The sequence below is a fragment of the Thalassotalea fusca genome (assembly GCF_053485835.1).
This window is the reverse complement of record NZ_JBQRUN010000002.1, coordinates 275,367-298,000: the sequence shown is the minus strand read 5'-3', so window position 1 is coordinate 298,000 and position 22,634 is coordinate 275,367. Positions and strand designations below refer to the sequence as shown.

17 protein-coding genes and 2 riboswitches are annotated in these 22,634 nt (G+C 41.7%); of the genes, 9 read left to right on the top strand and 8 right to left on the bottom strand.

Translation table 11 applies throughout. The features are described from left to right. Positions 1 to 90 precede the first annotated feature (90 nt). Positions 91 to 1,443, bottom strand: a complete 1,353-nt coding sequence (lysC, locus tag ACSLUK_RS03610; RefSeq protein WP_448547147.1) for a lysine-sensitive aspartokinase 3 — start codon at positions 1,441 to 1,443, stop codon at positions 91 to 93. A 171-nt stretch (positions 1,444 to 1,614) separates the two neighbouring features. Further along, positions 1,615 to 1,786: riboswitch (Lysine riboswitch) on the bottom strand. 446 nt (positions 1,787 to 2,232) lie between these two features. Between lysC and ACSLUK_RS03605 the strand changes: the two genes are divergently transcribed. Both ACSLUK_RS03605 and ACSLUK_RS03600 read left to right on the top strand, forming a co-directional pair. Further along, positions 2,233 to 4,836 carry a TonB-dependent receptor plug domain-containing protein gene (locus tag ACSLUK_RS03605; protein ID WP_448547146.1) on the top strand — a complete coding sequence of 868 codons (2,604 nt, stop codon included), beginning with the start codon at positions 2,233 to 2,235 and terminating at the stop codon, positions 4,834 to 4,836. A gap of 187 nt (positions 4,837 to 5,023) precedes the next feature. Further along, positions 5,024 to 5,785: an ElyC/SanA/YdcF family protein gene (locus tag ACSLUK_RS03600; RefSeq protein WP_448547145.1), complete on the top strand. Its 762-nt coding sequence runs from the start codon at positions 5,024 to 5,026 to the stop codon at positions 5,783 to 5,785. A 138-nt stretch (positions 5,786 to 5,923) separates the two neighbouring features. Here the strand turns inward: ACSLUK_RS03600 and ACSLUK_RS03595 are convergent, their stop codons facing one another. Next, a complete protein-coding gene (locus tag ACSLUK_RS03595) occupies positions 5,924 to 6,682 on the bottom strand; it encodes a Nif3-like dinuclear metal center hexameric protein (RefSeq protein ID WP_448547144.1) in 759 nt (252 codons plus the stop codon). A 418-nt stretch (positions 6,683 to 7,100) separates the two neighbouring features. Here ACSLUK_RS03595 and ACSLUK_RS03590 point away from each other — a divergent pair, with 418 nt between their 5' ends. Then, positions 7,101 to 7,985 (top strand): LysR family transcriptional regulator, encoded by an 885-nt coding sequence (locus ACSLUK_RS03590; RefSeq protein ID WP_448547143.1) that lies wholly within the window; start codon positions 7,101 to 7,103, stop codon positions 7,983 to 7,985. Between the two features lie 62 nt (positions 7,986 to 8,047). Here the strand turns inward: ACSLUK_RS03590 and ACSLUK_RS03585 are convergent, their stop codons facing one another. Then, positions 8,048 to 8,989, bottom strand: coding sequence for an aldo/keto reductase (locus tag ACSLUK_RS03585; RefSeq protein ID WP_448547142.1), 942 nt, complete (start codon positions 8,987 to 8,989; stop codon positions 8,048 to 8,050). Between the two features lie 278 nt (positions 8,990 to 9,267). After that, positions 9,268 to 9,350: riboswitch (cyclic di-GMP riboswitch) on the bottom strand. Positions 9,351 to 9,483: 133 nt separating this feature from the next. Here ACSLUK_RS03585 and ACSLUK_RS03580 point away from each other — a divergent pair. Further along, a complete protein-coding gene (locus ACSLUK_RS03580) occupies positions 9,484 to 11,373 on the top strand; it encodes a tetratricopeptide repeat protein (protein WP_448547141.1) in 1,890 nt (629 codons plus the stop codon). Between the two features lie 7 nt (positions 11,374 to 11,380). Beyond that, entirely contained in the window at positions 11,381 to 11,905 is a 525-nt protein-coding gene (locus tag ACSLUK_RS03575; protein ID WP_448547140.1) for a hypothetical protein, read from the top strand. Positions 11,906 to 11,952: 47 nt separating this feature from the next. On the opposite strand, the gene ACSLUK_RS03570 is transcribed toward ACSLUK_RS03575, so the two are convergent. Beyond that, positions 11,953 to 12,237, bottom strand: a complete 285-nt coding sequence (locus tag ACSLUK_RS03570) for a hypothetical protein (protein WP_448547139.1) — start codon at positions 12,235 to 12,237, stop codon at positions 11,953 to 11,955. Between the two features lie 309 nt (positions 12,238 to 12,546). Between ACSLUK_RS03570 and tesB the strand changes: the two genes are divergently transcribed. Continuing rightward, positions 12,547 to 13,404, top strand: a complete 858-nt coding sequence (tesB, locus tag ACSLUK_RS03565; RefSeq protein WP_448547138.1) for an acyl-CoA thioesterase II — start codon at positions 12,547 to 12,549, stop codon at positions 13,402 to 13,404. 60 nt (positions 13,405 to 13,464) lie between these two features. On the opposite strand, the gene ACSLUK_RS03560 is transcribed toward tesB, so the two are convergent. Beyond that, complete coding sequence (locus ACSLUK_RS03560) at positions 13,465 to 14,709, bottom strand: mechanosensitive ion channel family protein (RefSeq protein ID WP_448547137.1); 1,245 nt, start codon at positions 14,707 to 14,709, stop codon at positions 13,465 to 13,467. Positions 14,710 to 14,717: 8 nt separating this feature from the next. Then, positions 14,718 to 15,614, bottom strand: a complete 897-nt coding sequence (gene yihG, locus ACSLUK_RS03555; RefSeq protein ID WP_448547308.1) for a 1-acylglycerol-3-phosphate O-acyltransferase, YihG family — start codon at positions 15,612 to 15,614, stop codon at positions 14,718 to 14,720. A 415-nt stretch (positions 15,615 to 16,029) separates the two neighbouring features. Between yihG and proB the strand changes: the two genes are divergently transcribed. Then, a complete protein-coding gene (gene proB / locus ACSLUK_RS03550) occupies positions 16,030 to 17,127 on the top strand; it encodes a glutamate 5-kinase (RefSeq protein WP_448547136.1) in 1,098 nt (365 codons plus the stop codon). Positions 17,128 to 17,141: 14 nt separating this feature from the next. Next, on the top strand, positions 17,142 to 18,392 hold the full coding sequence (locus ACSLUK_RS03545; protein ID WP_448547135.1) for a glutamate-5-semialdehyde dehydrogenase: 1,251 nt from the start codon (positions 17,142 to 17,144) through the stop codon (positions 18,390 to 18,392). Between the two features lie 74 nt (positions 18,393 to 18,466). Here the strand turns inward: ACSLUK_RS03545 and ilvC are convergent, their stop codons facing one another. Beyond that, positions 18,467 to 19,954: a ketol-acid reductoisomerase gene (gene ilvC / locus ACSLUK_RS03540; RefSeq protein ID WP_448547134.1), complete on the bottom strand. Its 1,488-nt coding sequence runs from the start codon at positions 19,952 to 19,954 to the stop codon at positions 18,467 to 18,469. Positions 19,955 to 20,135: 181 nt separating this feature from the next. On the opposite strand from ilvC, the gene ilvY reads away from it, so the two are divergent. Next, complete coding sequence (gene ilvY / locus ACSLUK_RS03535; RefSeq protein WP_448547133.1) at positions 20,136 to 21,020, top strand: HTH-type transcriptional activator IlvY; 885 nt, start codon at positions 20,136 to 20,138, stop codon at positions 21,018 to 21,020. Here ilvY and ACSLUK_RS03530 read toward each other — a convergent pair. After that, positions 21,017 to 22,543, bottom strand: a complete 1,527-nt coding sequence (locus ACSLUK_RS03530) for a YifB family Mg chelatase-like AAA ATPase (RefSeq protein WP_448547132.1) — start codon at positions 22,541 to 22,543, stop codon at positions 21,017 to 21,019. The two genes, ilvY and ACSLUK_RS03530, sit on opposite strands and share 4 nt — an antisense overlap. Between the last annotated feature and the right edge of the window lie 91 nt (positions 22,544 to 22,634).

Genomic DNA, 22,634 nt, shown 5'->3' with positions numbered 1-22,634 from the left:
TCAAACAGCGAAAATTCATAGAAAAAACGCTACTGATTGTAGCGTTTTTCATTTTATACCAAGTGAAATAAACCTTTGTCCGGTTCAGCGCTATACAAATAAGGTTGAATGTAGTTTTTCCACGACTTGATTGGCATCACCTTCAGGTACAAGAAAGCACAAATTGTGCTCGCTGGCACCATGGCATATCATGCGAATATTGTGATTGATAATATTGTCGAATAACTTTGCACCAACGCCTTTCGTTTGATGAATGTTATTACCAATTACCGCGACTAACGACAGGCCATGTTCAACTGATACTTCACAAAGCTGTTCCAACTCTTGTACCACTGTACTGGTGATTAATGCCTGTGTAGAACCTGTAGGGTTATCAAACGTTAACGCGACGCTAATTTCACTGGTCGTTATTAAATCTACACTAAGCTCATGTTTCGCTAAAATCGAAAACACTTTAGCTAAAAAGCCACTGGCGTGTAACATTGCTGGACTTTTTACTGTAACTAGGGTTTGCTCACGACGCAATGCAATAGAACGGTAAGTGGGTTTTGAATCAACAAACTGCTGAATGCTAGTTCCGCCTTTTTCAGGCTCTTTACTTGAACCAACAAACACCGGAATGTTTTGACGCATCGCAGGTAATAACGTAGCTGGATGTAAAATTTTAGCACCAAATGTTGCCATTTCAGCTGCTTCGCCAAAACTAATTTCACGAATTGCGCGTGCCTGATCGGTAATTCTAGGGTCTGTCGTAAAAATACCGACGACATCTGTCCAAATGGATAAATCACTGGCGCCGAGCGCTTCAGCAAGTAATGCCGCGCTGTAGTCTGAGCCACCTCGTCCAAGGGTTGTGGTATTTTCAGCAGCGTCTTGACCGATAAAACCTTGCGTTACAATTACCTTGCTGGCAAGTTTTGATTTTAACAGTGCTTCACAACGCAAACGCAATTGCTCAATATTGACTTCCGCTTTGCCATACAAACTGTTAGTTAACATGACCTGTCTAACGTCAAAATATTCAGCATCCACGCCTAACGCATGTAATACACGAACAAATATTCTCGAGCTCATTTGCTCACCGAATGACAAAATAGCATCGGCAATACGTGTGCTGTGATTTAAAGATTGTGCATTAGCATAGGCCGCCAACTCACTTAACAATGCATCAATATCATTATAAAGTTCGCTAACATCAGTTAGTTTGCCTAAGATATTTAGCTGAATCTTTCTAATGGACTCAATAATTTCAGCTTGTTCGCTTTCAGGAACGTTTTGTTGGCTTAATCTCACTAAATAATTTGTAACGCCAGCACTGGCTGATACAACGACAACGCGATTCTCGTTATGATTGGCGATAATATTCGCGCAGCGCGACATCGCTTCAAAATCAGCTAAGCTAGTGCCACCAAATTTGGCTACAGTAAAGTTAGAATTAGGCATTGTTTCTCCCCGCACAAGGGTAAACGATTTGGTGATAGGTTATCACGGTAACATTAGACATACATAGTCTCCCTAGCAAACCAACTTAGCATTTATCTTATTTAAGCTGGTACAACATTAAAGGAAGAGCGTGACTGAACAGAAAAATATTAATGAGATTAGCAAACATTTCCTGCCAGAAGCTCTCCACCAATTGGTGACAGCCCTAAGGATTCAGCCCTAGCGACCGAACAGCCCTGCCCACATTACATGGCTGTTCTCGGCGATAGTCCCCCTCAACAATGCGCATTAGAGTTGTGGCTCTTTGCATTATCTACCTGGCTATCGCACCTCTTCTGGTGTGTATTTAACCTTTTTATTTACGCCCTATGGCAGTTTTAACACTGACAAAATTGAGTAAATAGTCTAAATACAACGGTATTATTAGACATGAACGCGCAATAAAATGCAACAGACTTTTAGACGGCTAATTAAAGAAAACTTAGTCGCTCTGTAGAATACTAAGACTCATAAATTGATACACTTTATCAATTTCAACAAATAATCAATAAATACAATAAGATACAGAAAAACTTTACAACCCACTACGAAATCACCTCTACTTTTGACACTTCATTAGTTAACTGCCTCTATCTATTGATAAATTTTTTTGATACAAACTAAAGCGCGTCATGTATTACCTAGAGCGACAGGATGTTATGTGGTCAACTGCCGGATTTTGGCAATTTGTTAATATCTCTGGTCAATAGGATTTGACAACGATAACAATAAATTAAAAGGAAATTCAAAATGACAAAACCTCTCATAAGAAAGACCTCTCTTGCGCTAAGTATTTCGGCTGCCCTGCTCTCAACTGTGAGCAGCCAATCATTCGCCGCAGAAGAGCAAATAGAACGTATAGAAATTACAGGTTCTCACATTAAGCGCACGAGTATGGAAGGCCCATCGCCAGTCGCTTCAATTTCACAAGAAGATATTCAAAAATCAGGTGTAACTGACCTCATTAGTTTATTTACAAAGTTACCGATTTCAGGCCAAGGTACATTCTCAACACAGGCAAATAGCAGTGATGATACCGCTAATGGTGGCTCATCTGTTTCTTTACGCGGTTTAGGTGCTGATTCAACCTTAATTTTAGTTAACGGTCGTCGTGTATCTGTAAGCCCTTTTGCTAAAGGTATAGACACAGCGTTCGTCGACATTAACAATATCCCACTTTCAGCCATTAAGCGTGTAGACATTTTAAAAGATGGTGCATCTGCAACATACGGTTCAGACGCGGTTGCTGGTGTAATCAATGTTATTTTGCGTGATGACGTTGAAGGCGTGGAATTAACAGGTAAAGTCGGTTCAACGGCCGATGGCGGTGGCGACGAGCAAAGCTTTAGCCTTGTATTTGGCGACAAGACAGACAAAACTAGCCACACATTCATCTTAGAATATTTTGACCGCGAAGAAGTGTTATATGCCGATCGTAGTTATTCAAGGACCGCAAATCAGCAGGCAAGAACTGGCAATGCCAACGCAACTGATTTCCGCTCAACATCCGGTATTCCTGGCTCAATCATGCTAGCTGATGGTACCGGCCGAATTGCTGATACATTTGGCAATGATAGTTGTCCATCGGAGGATATAACACCAATTCTCGATGATGAAGGCAACCAAGTTGGCAGCAACTGTCGTTACGATTATGCACCTCATATGACGATGATTCCAGATGCAGAACGCTTTAGCTGGAACTATATGGGTAAATACGAAATTAATGACACCATGCGAGCATTTGCCGAGTTAAACGGCCAAAATGCTAAATCTATTGTTCGTGGTGCTGGTAGCCCTAGTTTTAACGAGCTATTTATGTCAGGCGATAATCCAAACCATCCATTTGCCGATATGCCAACTCATGCGTTTTATCAGCAAGATTTAACTATGCGCCGCCGTACTGTAGACATTGGCAACCGTGAAAAGCGTGTTGATTCGGACTATTACCGTGTAATCTTGGGTATGCAAGGGGAAATCAAAGATTGGAGTTGGGAAGCAGCGTACAGTTATATCAAAAGTGAATCAACTGAGCGTGGTGTAGACGGTTTCCCTAACTCTCGCCGTATTCAAGAAGCGATTGACTCTGGACTTTGGAATCCGTTCGAGCCGTCAATGAACAGTCAAGAATCGCTAGATTACATTGAAACCACTACCACACGTGTAGGTAAATCAACCAATAAGTCACTTGATTTTAAAGTGTCAGGTCCATTAATGGAAATGTCCAACGGTGACTTAATGTTAGCGGTTGGTGCTGAATACCGTGAAGAAACAATCCTTGATAACCCGGATGACCAGTATCTTCGTGGTGATATTTTCGGTACAGAAGCCACGCAAGCAAACGGTTCTCGCGATAACACTTCGATTTTCGCTGAACTTGCGATACCTGTACTCGATAATTTTGAAATGCAATTTGCTGTTCGCCATGAAGATTATAGTGACTTTGGAACAACCACAGACCCTAAAGTATCTTTTTTATGGACGCCAACAGATGATTTAAGCTTGCGTGGCTCGTATGGTACTGCATTCCGTGCGCCGTCGTTGCATCAGTTAGGTCTTGGTCGTACCGATGAATCACCAAACCTTGTAGATAATAACCGTTGTCAATTAACAAATGGCGCTGATAATTCTTGTAGCCCTCAAGAGTATACCGCGATATTTGAAGGTAACCCTGATCTAGGCCCAGAAGAATCAAAAAGCTATAACCTAGGCGTTATCTATAACGTCACGAATGATTTGAGCTTCTCGATAGATTACTACAATTACGATATTGAAAATATTATTGATGCCGATACTCAAGCGTTATTTGATGAAGAAGGATTAAATCCTGATGTAGTCGTACGTAGAGCAACAAATATCGCAAATGACCCTGGTGAAGTTGTCCAGATTAACGATAAATTTATTAATATCGGTGATTTAGAAACGTCAGGTTTAGATGTGGATGTTCGTTATAACCTTGAAACTGATTATGGTCAATTCAAATTTGGTTATGTGATGAATTACGTGCTTGATTTTGAAGATTACAAAAACACAAAAGAAGGTGGTTTTGAGCAACCTGAAATCCGCTGGACAACTTCTGTTGATTGGACGAAAGATGATTACAGCGCTACTATGGCCATCAATTATATCGACGATTTTGAGCAAAAAGATCCAACAAAAGGTAAAGTTGATTCAATGACCACAGTTGACGCTTCATTCAATTATTTCGGCATTGAAAATGTTGTGCTAACCGTTGGTGCTACTAATTTATTTAACGAAGAACCTCCGTTTGCTTTCCACGATTTTATGGGGTTTGCGGTAAACGTGCATAGCGGTCAAGGTCGATTCACATACGCACAAGCAACATATAAGTTCTAATAGCGAACGTTTAAATTATCGTTTAATAAACGTAAAGGGCAATGACACATGTTCAGTCATTGCCCTTTTTTGTTGTTAATAGATAACGAAAATTCTCGCACAATCGCTCCATAAATTAGTGACAATCATTCGTTTCTCACCCTCAGCATGTTATTGTATATAGGTCATTCTCAATAGTTTGAAAATTATGGATTTATTCACGCTAAAAAAAATAATTGGTGTCATGTTAATGCCAATTAACCTTATTCTCCTGTTAATGATCTTTGGCCTGCTATTTCAGCGAAGTAATCATGTTAAGAGCACGGTTTGCTTTGTGAGTGCCACGATATTGTTATTGCTCTCTTCACTGGCCCCCGTTTCTGATCGATTAATGCAACCGATAGAAGCAAACTATGAGGCGTTTTCGCGTTCTAGTAAACCGGTAGATTACATTGTAGTTTTAGGATGCGGCCACGTTAACGACGATATGTTACCCGCCACAAGTCAATTGAATGTTTGTTCATTACAACGAATGGCTGAAGCATTACGCATATATCAGATGCACCCTGAGGCGATGATACTCACATCCGGTGCGGCATTTAGTCAGCCTAAGTCAAATGCTGAGACGGTGAAACAAGCTCTGGTGGATTTAGGTGTCGAACCTCATAAAGTGATTGTCGAAGTATTTCCTAAAGATACCGAAGAAGAAGCACAATTAATCGCGCCCCGCGTTAGAGGGACAAACGTTGTGCTTATAACCAATGCCGATCATATGCCTCGCTCAGTCACCTATTTTGAACGCCAAGGCGTTACTGTACATCCTGCTCCTGCAGGCAACTGGGTAAGAGGTATGCATCAACCTAAAGCATGGGGCTACTACGTGCCAAATGCTAAAGAATTGCAACAAACAACAAATGCTTGGTATGAAACTTTGGGTCGAATCGTGCAGTGGTTCAAAGGCTTGGTATAAAGGATTAATTTAGAGAATTGATGTAAAGAATTGCTCTTAAAGACAGTATCTAAAAGCCCTAATTGATATTAATTAGGGCTATACAGATTAATTAATTGGCATGTTCTTTGGAGCTAAATTTGAAGAATTTCTAGGCTTTTACACAGGATTGTCAATATCAACAAACTCGGCTGAAACGCCCAAATTTTCATTGATATATTCCGCTAAAGCCATCGCCCCATATCGTTCCGTAGCGTGATGACCCGCTGCAAAAAAATGAATATCCATTTCTCTGGCTACATGCGTTGTTTGTTCAGACGCTTCACCAGTAATAAATGCGTCAATGCCCTGTTCTGCCGCCAAATCGATATAACCTTGTCCACCACCGGTACACCATGCAACGGTCTTGATTGACTTATTAGATGGTGGCGCTATGTGTAAACACTCTCTTGCAAGTACTGAGTCGATTTTGGTTTTAAGTTCATCGCCTGTCAGCGCTTTAGCGAAACTTCCTTGCAAAGACACACAGAGCTCATTACCTATTTCCAGTGGGTTAATATCACCAATGTTTAATCGTCTTGCCAATTGTACATTGTTGCCAAGTTCTTCATGTATATCTAAAGGCAAATGATAAGCAAACAAGCTGATGCCGTTATCAATCAACGCTTTTATACGTTGATACTTCATGCCACGAATAACATATGATTCGTTTTTCCAAAAATAACCATGATGTACGACCAAAGCATCAGCCTCGCGCGCAATTGCGGCTTCTATAAGTGATTGCGTTGCCGTTACCCCTGTTACTACTTTATTGATCGTGCCTTTGCCTTCTATTTGAAGACCATTGGGACAAAAGTCTTTGATCCTGTTTGGTGAAAGTAACGCATTTAATTCACGTTCAAAAACGGATAATTTCATGATATTTCCTGTAATGATTCTCATGTATGCTCGGTTTTCAGTAAGACTATGCTCCGGCGACACATGAGTGATAATTTATTTATTTTTATTAGAGCGTGTTGACCTTTGCTGTTCATTTTTGCAGCTGACAGTTTGGCATTTAGACTAGGCAGAGCCTTCGTCGTGTAGTTATTCTCCTCCAGTAAGGCGATAACACAGTATAAATGCCAAACGGGCGCTGCCCGAAGGGTTCAATTGAGCGCGCTTTGCTCATTGTTGCTCGATTTTTACGTAGAACAACTATGCTACAAACCGAGCGCCGCGATCAAAGCACGCTCAAGTTGAACAAAAATTTGTACCTCAAAGATCAACACGCTCTAGTAGCAAATGAGTTTAATAATTTCTAATTTGCTGTGAAGATGGCTCAAGGAAGATTTATATGCATGGATACAACCAACAAGGTCAGTATTGGGATTTGCTGTATAGTTATATGGTATTAGCTGAACATGGTAAGATGCGTAAGGCGGCTGGCGCCTTGAGTGTCAGTACGTCAACGTTAAGCAGGCGTATGGAGAAGCTTGAACTAGTATTGAACATTTCACTTTTTAGAAGACACCCCGATGGTATTGTTCTGACAGAGGAAGGTCGACAACTCGCTGAGCATTGTAAAACGTTAGATAGTAATCTAACGGATATTATCCAATCAATTCGACATTACAATTCAAGTTCACCCAAGATTATTCGTTGCTCTATTGTTGCTGATATCGCAAGGTTTATTGTGCTGCCTCATTTACAAGAATTTTATCGAGACAACGCTAATGTGATGATCGAAATTGATACTGCGATGCAACTCGTGGATTTGGTCAGTGAAGATTGGGATTTGGCGATTCGTTTTTCCCGCCCTGAAAAAGGCGCCTTGGTAGTCAAACGACTAGCGTCGACAAGAATTAGTCTTTACCGGCACAAAGATATGGAAATTGATTTACAGGTGCCCATCCCTTTCATTGGCTGGCACATAAGAGATGCCGACTTTCTCCCCAACAAATTGATTCAAAATGTAGGTAATTGGCACGAAGCTCTAAGGGTTTCAGATTTTTCTGAAGCCTTAGCAGCAATGCAGGCAGGAATTGGCACTGGGTTTATGCCGGATTATGTCGCACGTCAACTCAATGAGTATGTTCCTGTAGCGTTACCCAATACTAATCAGCTAGTCAATATCTGGCTGGTTGTACGTGAGGCTTCTTCACGTCAGCCTCACGTTAGGAAGTTTATGCAATTTATCGACGATATATTGCATCAACACAATGGGTTGAATTTGAACTAACCACGCGAACATGAGTTGTGTTGGTTAAATAGCGCGATTGGTAATCGCGCAACTTTCCCATTTTAAGCGATGAAAATTTCTTCAACGGCGTACGTAAGATCTGCTGGCAGCTCATATTGACAGGCAACGATGTTGCTTTGTATTTGCTCCAATGATGAGACGCCAATCGCAATGTTGCTTACAATATTTCGCGATATCAGCCACGACAACGCCAAAGTGGCCATTGGTACGTCTGCTTCCATACTCAACACTTGTAACTGCTTGGCCTTTTCGAGGTTGGCCGTATTATGATATTTATCTCGCATTTGTTGACTGTAATTGCCTATGAGTGAAGAGGAGGGAATCTGGTTTGTTAAGTTTTTTCCTGCGAGAATGCCCGACGCCAATGGGCTCCAACACATTAACCCTAACCCCTTGGATTCAACAAGCGGTGACAGGTGTTTTTCGACGTAGGCACGCTCTAAAAGTGAATATTCTGCCTGCTCCAAAATTGGCGGTTCGTAGCCCATGCGCTCACAAATATCGTAGGCTGCTATGAGTTGCTCAGCCGTCCATGCACTTGTACCCCAATAAAGAATCTTGCCTTCTCGAATCAAGTCATTGAATGTTCTAATCGTTTCTTGCAGAGGTGTATTGTTGTCATAGCGGTGACAAAGAAAAATATCGATGTAGTTAGTTTGTAATTGTTTCAAGCTATTTGTGACTGACGCTCGTATGTGTTTCCGCGATAGTCCACGATCATTTACGTTGTCGCTCATAGGCCAGTAGCACTTGGTACAGATAACCAGATTGTCGCGGTTTAGCTGGCTAAACACTTTACCCATAGCGGCTTCGGCCGGACCATAGACATCGGCAGTATCGAATGTGGTGACACCATTGTCGACAGCGTATCGAATAATGCTATCGGTTTCTTTTTCATTCAATCGAATGCCAAAGTTTTTCCACCCTCCAACTGATAAGATACTCGTGTATAGACCTGAATGACCAAACTTCCTGTATTTCATAATAAATCCTAATTGAACTGTGGCAACAACAGCCGTCATGTAATGTGGAAACAGTATGAGTGGATAAATAAGCAGGCGCAACGCTCAAGATTGAAACAGCTGTTGCATGATTAGTGTAACGGCAATAGAAAAGTACTATTGCATAGCTAATTGACTATTGGTAGACAAAAAGAATTAATAGATAGGATCTATGAAAAAAAGAGAAGGCACGCAAAGATTACCGTGGGAAATTAGTCAGCAGTATGACCAAGTATAGATAAGCCCCCACTATATCTAAATTCGGTAGTTCCGCTGTCGTAGGTTTCCCCTTAGACCGGTAACTTTGCGTCACTAGTTTTCACTAGTTTTGCCCTTTTCGAGCTTTAGCGGCTCTGATAATCATTATAGGTATAAATATCTTAATGTAAACCTTTTTTGTATTTGCTTGATTAATTTCAGTATTATGCATAGCCTAGTGGTCGAATTTATTTGTCGTTCATCGTTATGGAGTGGCCGTGCTGTCTGAAAATCACGATTCATTTAATCGGATGATTAGCCGCAAACTAATCCAGTGTGTTTTGATTGCTCATTTAGTCTATGCAGCAGCGTCACAAGCTAATATTGTCGAAGACATTAGCCATAATACTGCGCATGTTGATAAATATTACACGATGAACAAAGAAATGCTGCCCTACGATGGTGTAGTTGAACTAGCGACTGCTGTAATTGCTAACCGACAGTATTATGACAAGAACACGATCGCCAAAATGTTTATCTTGTTGGCCGATACCGCTATCAACAAAGGTGCGTTAGCCAAAGCCATGCAATTTGCGCAAGACGGCTTAACGATTGAAGATATTTCGCCTGAACTTGTACTAAATCTAAAGTTAAAAATAGTTCAAGGGCATTACGCTCAAGGTAAATTTCATCAAGCAAAGCAACTATCGATAGAAGCGGTGGCGCTTTCCAGAGAGCTAGATAGTGCACTTTATCGTCTACTTGCCCTTAGTTATCGAGCTATGACTAACGCATTGGTTGGCGAGCATGCGTTAGCTTTTGCCGACTTGCAAGAAGTGGACGACTTATTAAAGGCACATCAAGAATTTTCGGAACACATTGAAGTTATCGAAATTTTAGCATTGTCTCGATTTTATTTAGAGGACTTCGACTCAGCGATCACTTTGTACAATCGCGTGCTCAAGTTGCGCTATGACCTCAATATGAAGCAAAACGTCGAAAAAACTTATTATAGTCTGGCAACTACGTACCTTATGTCGGACCGACTTGAGGATGCATATAACGGCTATTGGGAAGCAAAAAAATACGCAGAACTTGCTGATGCACCCATTCGGCTTGCCTACGCACACTTAGGACTAGGACAGGTGCTGCACCGCATGAACAATTATCAAGAAGCACAACAGGAACTTGTGCAGGCGGAAGCTTTGTTCTCGGTTGAAAACTTATCAAAGCCGTATTTAGATACTCTGATTACACTGGCTAAGAATAGTCTCGCGTTGTCGTTAGAAGACGAATATCAAACTTATTTACTTAGAGCCATGGCGATCGCTGAAAACACAGAACTCACAGCAAAGCAGATCTCATTATTTTCAATGCTTTCATCACTATACGCTGGCAGAGGGGACTATCAAAAAGCATTCTTAGTACAATCGCAATACATCGATTTTTTACTAAAACAGCGTACAAATATAGTTTATACGTCGCCTTTGCGTAATAGTGACCAAAGCAATGACAAAAGCCGTCAGTTGGCATTAGATTTAGCCGAAGCGAGTGATTTGAGGCAATATTATGGGCAAAAATATCAAGGTCAAAAGCAACTTATTTTTGGCCTAGTTGCATTGGCCAGCGTATTAGGTAGTGCACTGATATATTTTTGGTTACGTAGTCGTTCGCTGGAAATGACTAAAAAGATGGATGAAGTAGATCAACGTACCGACGCAGTAGCGAGCCCGTCGCAAACCAAGTACTTGTATCAACACAATTTCAAAATGGCACGGAAGTATGAATTTCCGTTAGCCATAGGTTATTTGTCGATCGATAACTGGCAGGAAATGACCTTTCAGTTTAACAAAAAAACCATCGATGAAGTCGCCAAAACTATGGCATTGCTGATTAACGAACAAGCGGGGGAATTTGATTGTGTAGGCCTCATAAATGATGGAGAATACCTCATACTTTGCCCTCACCAACAATTGTCAGAGTTACAATCTAAGCTAATGTTACTATCGAAAGCATTACAAGCGAGATTTTTCGCGAATTTAGGCGATTTTTCTGTAAAAATTAGCTATGCTTTCGACTCGCCTGGCGTTCAAGATATAGACCCCTATATTTTCTTATCTAGATTAAGCGAATCTACCCGCGCGGAGTATACTCAATTTAAGACTTAGGAATGTTATGATTTTCTTTCTTGCAGTAATTGCTATTTTCGTTATTACCAGTGTGTATTTTTACTTTAGAGCAGAAAGCTTACAAAACCAGTTGGTAAACTTGCGTCGAGAATTATCGACCGTGAAAAAAGAATCCAAAGTTCTCGTAGACTCTATGGCGATGATAGCCAAGAAAAATGAAGACTTTGCGAAATTTCGTATTCAAAAAATTCGTGAAGCAAGCCCCGAAGAGTCTGAAGTCTATGTTTACCTATACCCTTTGATTAGCAATTATTCAGCTATTTTTATTGAATGTGCTAAGGCGAATGGGCTAGTACACAGCATGGCTAAAAAGTGTTTTGATAGTTTTGAACCGGGTAGCTATGGCAGGTTTAAGTCATTTATCGGAAAGCAAAATGTTGAAGTTAAACGCATGTGGAACAGTAACAACCTTAATGGCTTCATGACGTTTATCGAGGCGATGCTTCGAGAGCAAGAAAGACAGCAACAACAAATGAAAGAACCCCAGATACTAAAAGAGCGCTCTGCTTGAGCGCTCTTTTAGTTGGTATAATTTGTTCGCAAATTAATAGTGAATAATTACGGGCGAATCACTATCTCTGGAGAGGTATTAATTTCGCCGTCATCAGTAATGGTTGCAGCATTACTGTCACAAAGCAAAACAGCTAAGCTACCGGCATTACTATTTCGAATAAATGCCAAGTCATATCCAAACTGAGTGAGACTGCTTGCCGCAAATTTCTGCGCTAAAGACAGCTTATCCCATAAGTTTGATTTTTCTGGTGTGTATTGTCTTCTTTCTAACAATACTTCTCTATCAACTACCGCTTGCACAATGGCCTCTTTTGACTTTTGAATAAACATTAATACGACGTTATACAACAAACGGTATCTTAATTTGATTAATATTTCAACATTTGAATTGTGTAGATAACAACTTTTACAACTGATAGTACCAGTTTAATTAATGAGATATTCTATGAATTAAACGACTTAGTGTGAAATTTGTTATTATTCGAGAAACTTTTTAGCGTTAAAAAAATTGCGCTTGCTTGAACGCTAAAGACTAATACCTATTTAGATGACAATACATAACTAGTTAAAGAAATTGTGGGGGAAGTATAAACAGGCTTCTATAATTGTCATCAACAACTCTAATAAAGTGAGAAAACCATGAGTAAAGTGTTAGACCAACTATTGGCATTGCTGAAACTGGAAACTATTGAGCAAGGAATTTACCGAGGTCAGAGTCAAGATCTAGGATTTAGAGCATTATTTGGTGGTCAGGTAATGGGACAAGCACTGTCAGCAGCTCAAGAAACGATTGCTGCCGAACGTTATGTTCATAGTTTGCACTCATATTTCTTACGACCAGGTGATGCATCTAAGCCTGTGGTTTATGAAGTTGAAAATATTAGGGACGGTAAAAGCTTTGGTACTCGACGCGTGAAAGCGATACAAAACGGCAATGTGATCTTTTATCTAACGGCGTCGTTTCAGGAAATCGAGCAGGGGTTTGATCATCAAGACCCTATGCCAAACGTTGCTGGGCCTGATGAATTGCCGTCAATAAGTGACTTCATTTTTGATCATCAAGAATATATCCCTGAAAATGTTCGCGGCAAATTTCTATCTGAGAAGCCGATAGAATTGAGACCTGTTGAACAGTACAACTGGGTCAAACCCGTAAAAACACACCCTAAATGCCACATGTGGATAAAGGCGAATGGTAATATGCCAGATGACCTTCGCATTCATACGTATATGCTGGCATACACCTCAGATTTTCATTTCTTACCCACCGCACTGTTCGCACATGGCAAGAGTCATTGGCAGCCAAACTTTCAGATTGCGACTATAGATCATGCTATGTGGTTCCATCGTCCATTTCGCATGGATGAATGGCTATTGTATGTGATGGAAAGCCCAACGGCGATCAGTGGCAGAGGTTTAGTGCGAGGGCAAATTTTCAGTCAGTCGGGTGATTTAGTTGCAACGACTATGCAAGAAGGGGTTATTCGCCAACGGTAAATAAATACAACAATGGTTCAAGTGAGCAAAAGCGTGATTTGCTCACTTGCTTAGGACTGATTATTGGTGATTACGATATGCGCGCCAATCGCTACCAGTAGGATGTTGAAACAGTCGAATATCAAAAATTGGTGCCATGGCATACAAGTGGTCAAAGATATCGGCTTGTATCCCTTCATAGTTCACCCATTTCTGATCATTACTAAAAAAATATAGCTCTAGTGGTAAGCCACTGCCAGTTGATGGTAGTTGGCGCACCATGCACGTCATATCAGGATGTACTTTAGGGTGTTGTTGTAAATAGGCCGTAACATAGGCACGAAACGTCCCAACGTTTGTCAGTTGTCTTTGGTTTAGCTCACGCACAGTCTCGGAAAACTTTGCATTGTGTTCGTCGAGTTCTTGTTGTTTCATGCTTAGATAATCTTCCAATAACACAATTTTTCTGAGTTTCGCTATGTCGTCTGCTTGATAAAAGCGAATTGATGAAACATCAACGGTGATTGTGCGCTTGATCCTACGTCCGCCAGATTGGAACATATCGCGCCAGTTCTTGAATGAACCGCTAATCAAAGCATAGGTTGGTACTGTGGTTACAGTATTATCAAAATTTCTTACTTTTACTGTATTCAAACCAATTTCGAGTACATCACCATCGGCACCGTATTGTGGAATTTCAATCCAGTCACCGGGGGCTACCATTTTATTAGCGGAGATCTGAATACTAGCCACTAATCCTTTAATAGTATCCTGGAACACGAGTAATAAAACCGCAGTTAAGGCACCTAAACCACTCAACAAATAAATGGGTGACCGATCAATAATAAATGACACCGCAAGAATTGTCGCGACCAGATAGACTAACAGTTTGACAACTTGAATACTGGCGTTCAGTGGCAAGTATCTTTCTTTAGCGTGTTCTTCACCTGCACTCTTAATAACGTTGAGAATAGCATCGATGATCCGCGCTATTTGAAATGTCACCGCAATCTTCGCCAACGTGATGACTACGTCCTGTAGAACTGAAGGCGTCTTAGTAAATAGTGGCGCTAACAAAAATAGCAGCACCATAGGTGTGAGCATAGCAATACGAGAAAATACGTGATGCTGATGTAAAAAATCATCCCAGGTATTTTTAGAGCGCTTAATCAAGCGCTCAATTACGACAAGTATATAATGCTTGGCAATATAGAACCCTAAAATACAAACACATAAAATAGCCAGTAAGCCGAGTAGCATTACGGTCATTGCTAAGTGCTGCTGTGGTACGTAAGGTGAAATCCATGACGACAATGCTGATAACATCGCAATTCCTATCTATTTTGTTGTTCTAATTGTTCCAGCAATTGGTCTTTTTCTTGCCAAATCTCACTTACCCATTGCTGAAAGTTAATTTTATATGCGCGATCATTAACATAGTCACCAATCAACTGAGGTTCAATATCTTTTGTGTCGACGACTACATTAATATCGGTTACTTTGCCTAGCAAAAAGTCGGCAAAGCTCGGAGTGCCGTGAGGGTAATGAATTGTCACATTCAACACTTTATTCAGACTTTCGCCCATTGTTGAAATGACAAAGCCGATACCACCTGCTTTAGGCTTTAGTAAATGTTTGTAAGGTGAGTTTTGCTTACTATGCTTCACTGGTGTAAAGCGAGTTCCTTCAATAAAGTTCATGATACTCACAGGCTTATGGCGAAATTTCTCACATGCCTTTTTCGTGGTTTCGATGTCTTTGCCTTTAAGGTGAGGGTTCTTTTTAATAAAGCTTTGGCTATAACGTTTCATGAACGGAAAGTCGAGTGCCCACCATGCAATGCCCAAAAAAGGCACATATAAGAGTTCTTTTTTAAGGAAAAATTTTAAAAATGGCACCTTGCCATGTAATACACGCTGTAGGACAACAATATCTACCCACGTTTGGTGGTTGCAAATCACTAAATACCATTGGTTGGTTTCTAACTTTTGTATACCTTGCACATGCAATTTGACTCGCGTGAAAAGCTTTTGATTGAGCGTGTTCACCGCGACCCAGGCACTCGCCATATGATCTAATAGGTAGCTAAACAACTTTTGCATTAGGTTGAAAGGTAACAAAGCTTTCAATAGTGAACAAATAACTATTGGCAATAACCAAAAGAGCGTATTAACGGCATATAAAGAGAAAGACAACAAACCAATTAAAGGTGCAGGTAAAAAATTCAACATATCGCTTTTAATTGAAGTGATTATAAAGTCACCATAATAATGTGAATCAAGGTGACTTTCAGTAAAAAATTGCTGAATGAGCATTAATTATCACTCGTTTTGATATTTTTTGTGCACAAAGAGGTATTAATAGTGATCCAATATGTCTGAAGTATGCACTTGTATCAATTCACTGTATATAAACAGCGGGCTGATATCAATCTAACTAAAGTGTTGAATTTTAATCAATCGGCGCATCATGTGGCGGTAATTCGCTAAAATACCAATGGTAGACCAGATAAAAAACACGACTAGTAATACATATTCCATTAGATTGCAGAAAATACCGTTCTAATCTAGAAAATCGACAAAAGTTGTTTGCCAAAGCACCAGTATTCAGGGCATTCTAAGGAAGGGTATTAATGGGAGAGGATAAATGAATTTTAATCGTGTTGTAATTAAAGTAGGTAGTGCCTTAATCGCCCCTGAAAATAAAGGGTGCAGTGGTAAATATACCTTATCTATCGCACGCTTTATCACTGAGTGTCATTTAGCGGGTAAAGAAGTAATTTTAGTGTCGTCTGGCAGCGTTGCTGCGGGTCGACAGTTAATACAACACGGCTCTCCCACCCCCTCTATCCCCACCAAACAAGCTATGGCGGCAGTCGGTCAAATGCAGATGATGGCTAATTGGCAACGATTTTTTGATGTGCCCTGCAGCCAGTTACTCATCACTCACGGTGATTTAAAAGACAGACAACGCTATATCAACATCAAGAACACGTTGCGTATTTTGCTGGAAAATCGCGTCTTACCAATAGTGAACGAGAATGATACGGTTGCCACCGAAGAGTTAAAGGTTGGCGACAATGACAATCTGGCGGCATTAGTCGCCCTAGTCAGCGAAGCGGATTGCTTGATTATTCTTAGTGATGTTGCTGGAGTTTATGATGAAGATCCTCGCGTGAACCCTAACGCCAACTTAATTCCTGACATTGACCAGATTACGCCCGAGGTATATGCCTTGGCTGGGGCAACAAACAACCATATTGCCACTGGCGGTATGAAAACCAAAATTCAAGCTGCCGAGAAAGCCGTCGACAATGGCATTGTCACTTATATTGTCAACGGTAGTGACAGTCACGTATTCGATCAATTATTGAAAGGCAATAATCCGGGCACGTGTTTTAATGCAAAACAAGGTGTAAGCAAAGCACGCAAACATTGGCTAAAGCATACGCTGAAAAGTAATGGCCAGATTCATTTAGACAGTGGTGCTGTTCAGGCGGTCGTGAACAAGGGCGCTTCGTTGTTGTCGTCAGGGATTGTATCCGCGGTAGGGGATTTTGTTGCCGGCGAATCTGTCGATCTTCTCGATAGCGCTTCAGGCAATATCATTGCTAAAGGAATTTGCCAGTACAATAGCCAAGATTTAGCCAAAATTAAAGGTCTTAAGAGTGACCAAATACTCGCCGTGCTGGGCTATTGCCCGAGTAAAGTGATTGTTCATCGTGATGATTTAGTCGTTGTATAAATGAGAGAAAACTTATGACCTTTGATATCGTTTCAGCAGCACGTGCTGCGAAAGTGGCATCGCGCCAAATTGCCCAACTCACCACAACGCAAAAAAATACGTTATTAGCTGAAATTGCTGACCATATTGAGGCACGCTCGCAATTTATCTTGAGTGAAAACAGCAAAGACATTGATGCTGGTCGCGACAAGGGCTTATCAGAAGCTATGCTTGACCGTCTATTACTCACGGAAAGCCGTGTTGCAGACATTGCCAATGCCATTCGTGAAATTGTGCAATTACCAGACCCGGTGGGTAAAATTAGTGATCTCAATGTAAGACCAAACGGTATTCAAGTAGGGCAAATGACGATTCCGTTAGGCGTTATTGCCATGATTTACGAAGCAAGGCCAAATGTTACTGCAGAAGCTGCGGCTTTGTGCATTAAATCTGGCAATGCGGTGATCTTGCGAGGTGGTTCAGAAGCACTGCATAGCAATATTGCCCTAGCAACGTGTTTGCAAGAAGCTTTAGCGGGCGCCAATATTAACAGTCATGTTGCGACGGTGATTCCCGATACTAATCGAGACGTTATCAATTCGCTATTGCAACAACGAGACTCGATCGATTTGGTGATACCACGTGGTGGCGAAGGGCTCATTCGCTATGTCACCGAAAACAGTCAAATTCCGGTAATTCAACATTTTAAAGGTGTCTGCCACTTATATATTGATAAGTACGCTGATATAGATAAAGCGATCAACATTCTTATTAATGGAAAAACGCAAAAACCAAGTGCTTGTAATGCTTTTGAAACGCTATTAGTGCACGCGGATATTGCTGAACATTTCTTACCACTAGCAGCCAAAGCATTGGCTGAGCAGCAAGTGAAAGTGCACGCGTGTGCAGTGTCTCATTCCTATTTTAGCGAGGCAGAACTGGCGACAGATGAAGATTATCATGCAGAGTACTTAACGTATGAAATCGCTATTCGTGTAGTACCATCATTTGATGACGCCATTACACATATTAACGAGTTTACTTCAGACCATACTGAGGTCATCGTTAGTCAGGATATTTCCCGCGCGCAGGCTTTCGTACGCCAAATTAACTCATCGGTGGTGATGATAAATGCTTCATCGCGTTTTTCAGATGGTGGCCAGTTAGGACTAGGTTCTGAAATTGGTATTTCCACTAGTAAGCTCCATGCGTATGGCCCGATGGGATTAGACGCGCTGACGACGAAAAAATTTGTTGTCTATGGTGATGGGCAAGTACGCAATTAAGGCTATTGTTATTCTTGGCCCAAATAAAAACGGCGTTACTTATTTAGTAACGCCGTTTTTCATTTGCTGTAATTTTAGCCTAAATTAGCTTCGACGATACGTTTCATGTCGGTCATGTAGCCACGTAATTCTTTACCGACGGTTTCAACACCGTGGCTACGAATAGCGTCATTTATTTCGATTAAACGTACATTATCAACGCCGTTTGAGCTGTCCTTTAGCCCTTCACCTAAGTCTTCAGGTGTTAGTTTAGACACAAAATCTTTAAGCAATGGCACTGCGGCATGGCTGAATAAGTAGTTACCATATTCAGCGGTATCCGAAATAACCACGTTCATTTCGTATAGCTTGTTACGGGCGATACAGTTTGCGATTAGTGGTGTTTCGTGTAGTGATTCATAGTAGGCAGATTCTTCAATAATACCCGCTTCAACCATCGCTTCAAATGCCAGCTCAACACCTGCTTTGATCATGGCAACAATGAAAATACCCTTGTCGTAGTATTCCTGTTCGTTGATCTCCGCATCTGAATCTGGTGCTAGCTCGAATGAAGTCTCTGCAGTTTCTGCTCGCCATTTTAATAGGTTAGCATCGTCATTAGCCCAGTCTTCCATCATAGTGGCAGAGAAGCGGCCTTCGATGATGTCGTCCATGTGCTTTTCAAATAAGGGTCGTAAAATTACTTTTAACTGTTCTGACATATCAAACGCGCGGATTTTCGCTGGGTTTGATAAGCGATCCATCATGTTGGTGATACCGCCATGTTTAAGGCCTTCAGTGGTAACTTCCAAACCATATTGAATCAGTTTTCTGGCATACGCTGGATCAGCGCCATTTGCCACCATTTGCTCGTGACCTAAAATGGCCGCAGTTTGCAACATACCACAAAGAATGGTTTGCTCGCCCATTAAGTCTGATTTAACTTCGGCGATAAATGACGATTCTAATACGCCAGCACGGTCACCACCAGTTGCTGATGCATAGGCTTTCGCAATGGCTAATCCATTACCTTGTGGGTCATTCTCTGGGTGTACAGCAATTAGCGTTGGTACACCAAAACCACGCTTGTATTCTTCACGTACTTCGGTACCTGGACACTTAGGTGCAACCATGATCACTGTAATATCAGGGCGAATTTGCATGCCTTCTTCCACGATATTAAAACCGTGAGAATAAGACAAAGTTGCGCCTTGTTTCATCAATGGCATTACGGCTGATACTGCAGAAGTATGCTGTTTATCTGGCGTTAGGTTTAACACTAAATCTGCCTGAGGAATGAGTTCCTGATAAGTGCCAACTTTAAAGCCGTTATCTGTCGCCCATTGGTACGACTGACGTTTTTCGGCAATCGCCGCATCACGTAAAGCGTAAGAGATGTTCAAGCCAGAGTCGCGCATGTTTAACCCTTGATTGAGTCCTTGTGCACCACAACCGACAATGACGATATTCCAATCTTTGATGAATTGGCAACCGTCAGTAAACTCTTCGCGTTTCATAAAGCGACATTTACCTAATTGCGTTAATTTTTCACGTAAACTCAAGGTGTTAAAATAATTGCTCATTGGTGTACTCCTACTGGTTGGCCGTATTCTTTCAGCCTATCAGGATAATTTCTTTCATTAAAAATAGATGACTTTCGCATCTTAGCGAATATTTCGTATTGCTTAAAATGAATTATTTGCACAACTACGTTGCGTTTTGTGCAACAATAATGTTTGTCGAGGCAAATATAGGAGATTTACTTTGGATTTTAAGTCATTGCGCTTGTTTGCAGATCTTGCAAATTCACTGCATTTCACAAAAACTGCGGAATTAAATCATGTTAGCCCTTCCACCTTGAGTCGGGCAATACAGCGCATAGAGCAAGAATTGGGATGTGAGTTATTGCATCGCGATAATCGTACTGTTGTGCTGACCGAAGCGGGACAAAAGTTTAGACAGTTTGCGGAACAGCAGTTAGAGCATTGGCAACAAATTCAGCGCGTCTTGAAGCAAGAGCAAGTGCAACTAACGGGTAAGCTTCATGTGTTTTGTTCTGTGACTGCGGCCTATAGCCACTTGCCCGATATGTTAGACAAGTTTAGACGTATTCATCCATTGGTTGAAATTGTACTTACCACTGGCGATGCCGCAGATGCGTTAACCCAAGTCAAAAATCAGACGGTAGATATCGCGATAGCTGCGAAACCTGAAAAACTCTCATCCAGCATGCATTTTCATCATCTCGCAGATATTCCACTACAGCTCATTGCCCCATCGTTGAGTTGCCAAGTAACACAGCAATTACAACAATCGTCAATCAACTGGCTGCAAATTCCGTTTATTTTGCCTGAGCATGGGCCAATGCGGTTACGATTTGATCGTTGGTTTCGTCGTAATCACCATGGCAAGCCGAATATTTACGCCACAGTCTCAGGACATGAAGCATTGGTGAGTATGGTTGCATTGGGCTGTGGCATAGGGTTTGCGCCAGAAGTCGTAATTGAAAACAGTCCCGTCAAAGAACGGGTGCAAATTCTTAACAATCAGGGAGAAATTGCACCATTTGAACTTGGTGTATGTTGCTTAACGGCTAACCAAAGTCAGCCATTAATTCGTGCATTTTTTGCCGCTATTATTGGTGGCTAAACGGCAACGGCCTCTGTGAGATGGCGTAATATGCGATCCATGGCGCGATAGGACAATGCTTCAATTAAGTGTTCGTGCAAAATGGCCGGTTTTTCTTCCATATCGGCCAGTGTGCGAGAAATTTTCAAAATCTTGTGGTGAGCGCGAGTAGATAGGCCAAGTTTTTCAATGGCGAGCTCGAGAAACTCATTGTCGTCGTTGGTTAGTTTGCAATGTTCACGAATTTCCGCACTGCTCAGGTGTGCATTCGACTTGCCTTGACGAGCGAGCTGTAAATTTCGACAGGCACGTACACGAGCGCGAATCATGATTGACGATTCACTGGCTTCTAGGTTTTTAGCCCACATGCCACGCGGCAATCTTGCTACTTCGATTTGTAAATCAATGCGGTCGAGGAACGGGCTCGACAGGCGATTAAGGTAACGTAATACTTGTTCTGGTGTGCTGCGGTTGTCGTTGTAAAATCCCGTAGGACTTGGATTCATGGCAGCAACCAACTGAAAACATGCGGGATAACTTTGCTTGTGGAGCGCACGGGAAATTGTTACTTCTCCAGACTCCAGTGGTTCGCGTAGTACATCCAGCACCCGCCTTTCGTACTCGGGTAATTCATCGAGAAATAATACGCCATTGTGCGCCAGTGAAACTTCGCCCGGTCTTGGATTACTGCCACCCCCGATTAACGCAGCGGCAGACGCGGTATGGTGCGGTGCACGAAATGGCCGGGCTAGCCATGATTGCAAATTAATTTCTTGTTGTGAAATGGAATGAATCGCGGCTGTCTCCAAGGCTTCCTCTTGCGTCATTTGCGGTAAAATTCCGGGTAAACGACTAGCTAGCATGGTTTTTCCTGTGCCCGGAGGCCCAATAAACAACAAGTTATGACCACCACTGGCGGCAATTTCGAGCGCACGTTTTGCCAATGGTTGGCCTACAACATCGCTCATGTCAGGGCCAAAACTTTCTACGTCTTCCAGCGATGGCGGGCCCTGATTGATTAGCGGTAGCGCATTTTGTTTGAGCAGGTGGGGTAGTAGCTGTTTCAGATGCATCAGCGGGTGGATATTGACTTCTGACACCCAGCTGGCCTGCTCAGCATTTTGCTCGGGCAGTACCAGTGTGCGGTTAGCTTGCTTGCAAGCTAGCGCAATTGGAATTTCGCCCTTAATGGCGCGAAGCTCGCCAGACAAACCTAACTCACCAGTAAATTCATAGTGGCTAATTTGTTCCTTGGGGAGCTGCTCTGATGCGACTAAGATACCAACGGCCATGGGCAAGTCAAAGCGCCCACCTTCTTTGGGAAGGTCAGCAGGTGCGAGGTTGATGGTTATGCGCTTAGCTGGAAATTCGAAACCGCAATTTAAAATTGCGCTGCGAATGCGATCTTTGGCTTCCCTAACAGAAGTTTCAGGAAGCCCTACGATATTAAACGCAGGGAGACCGTTGGCGATATGAACTTCAACATTAACTAAAGGTGACTCTAAGCCTACACAGGCGCGGCTAAAAATATTTGCAAGTGACATATAAAATCCATTTTAAAGTGTCGTCCTAGTGAACTGATTCTAGTCGGTAATTTCAATTTGCGCGAATTCGTATATAACAAAATGTATCCAC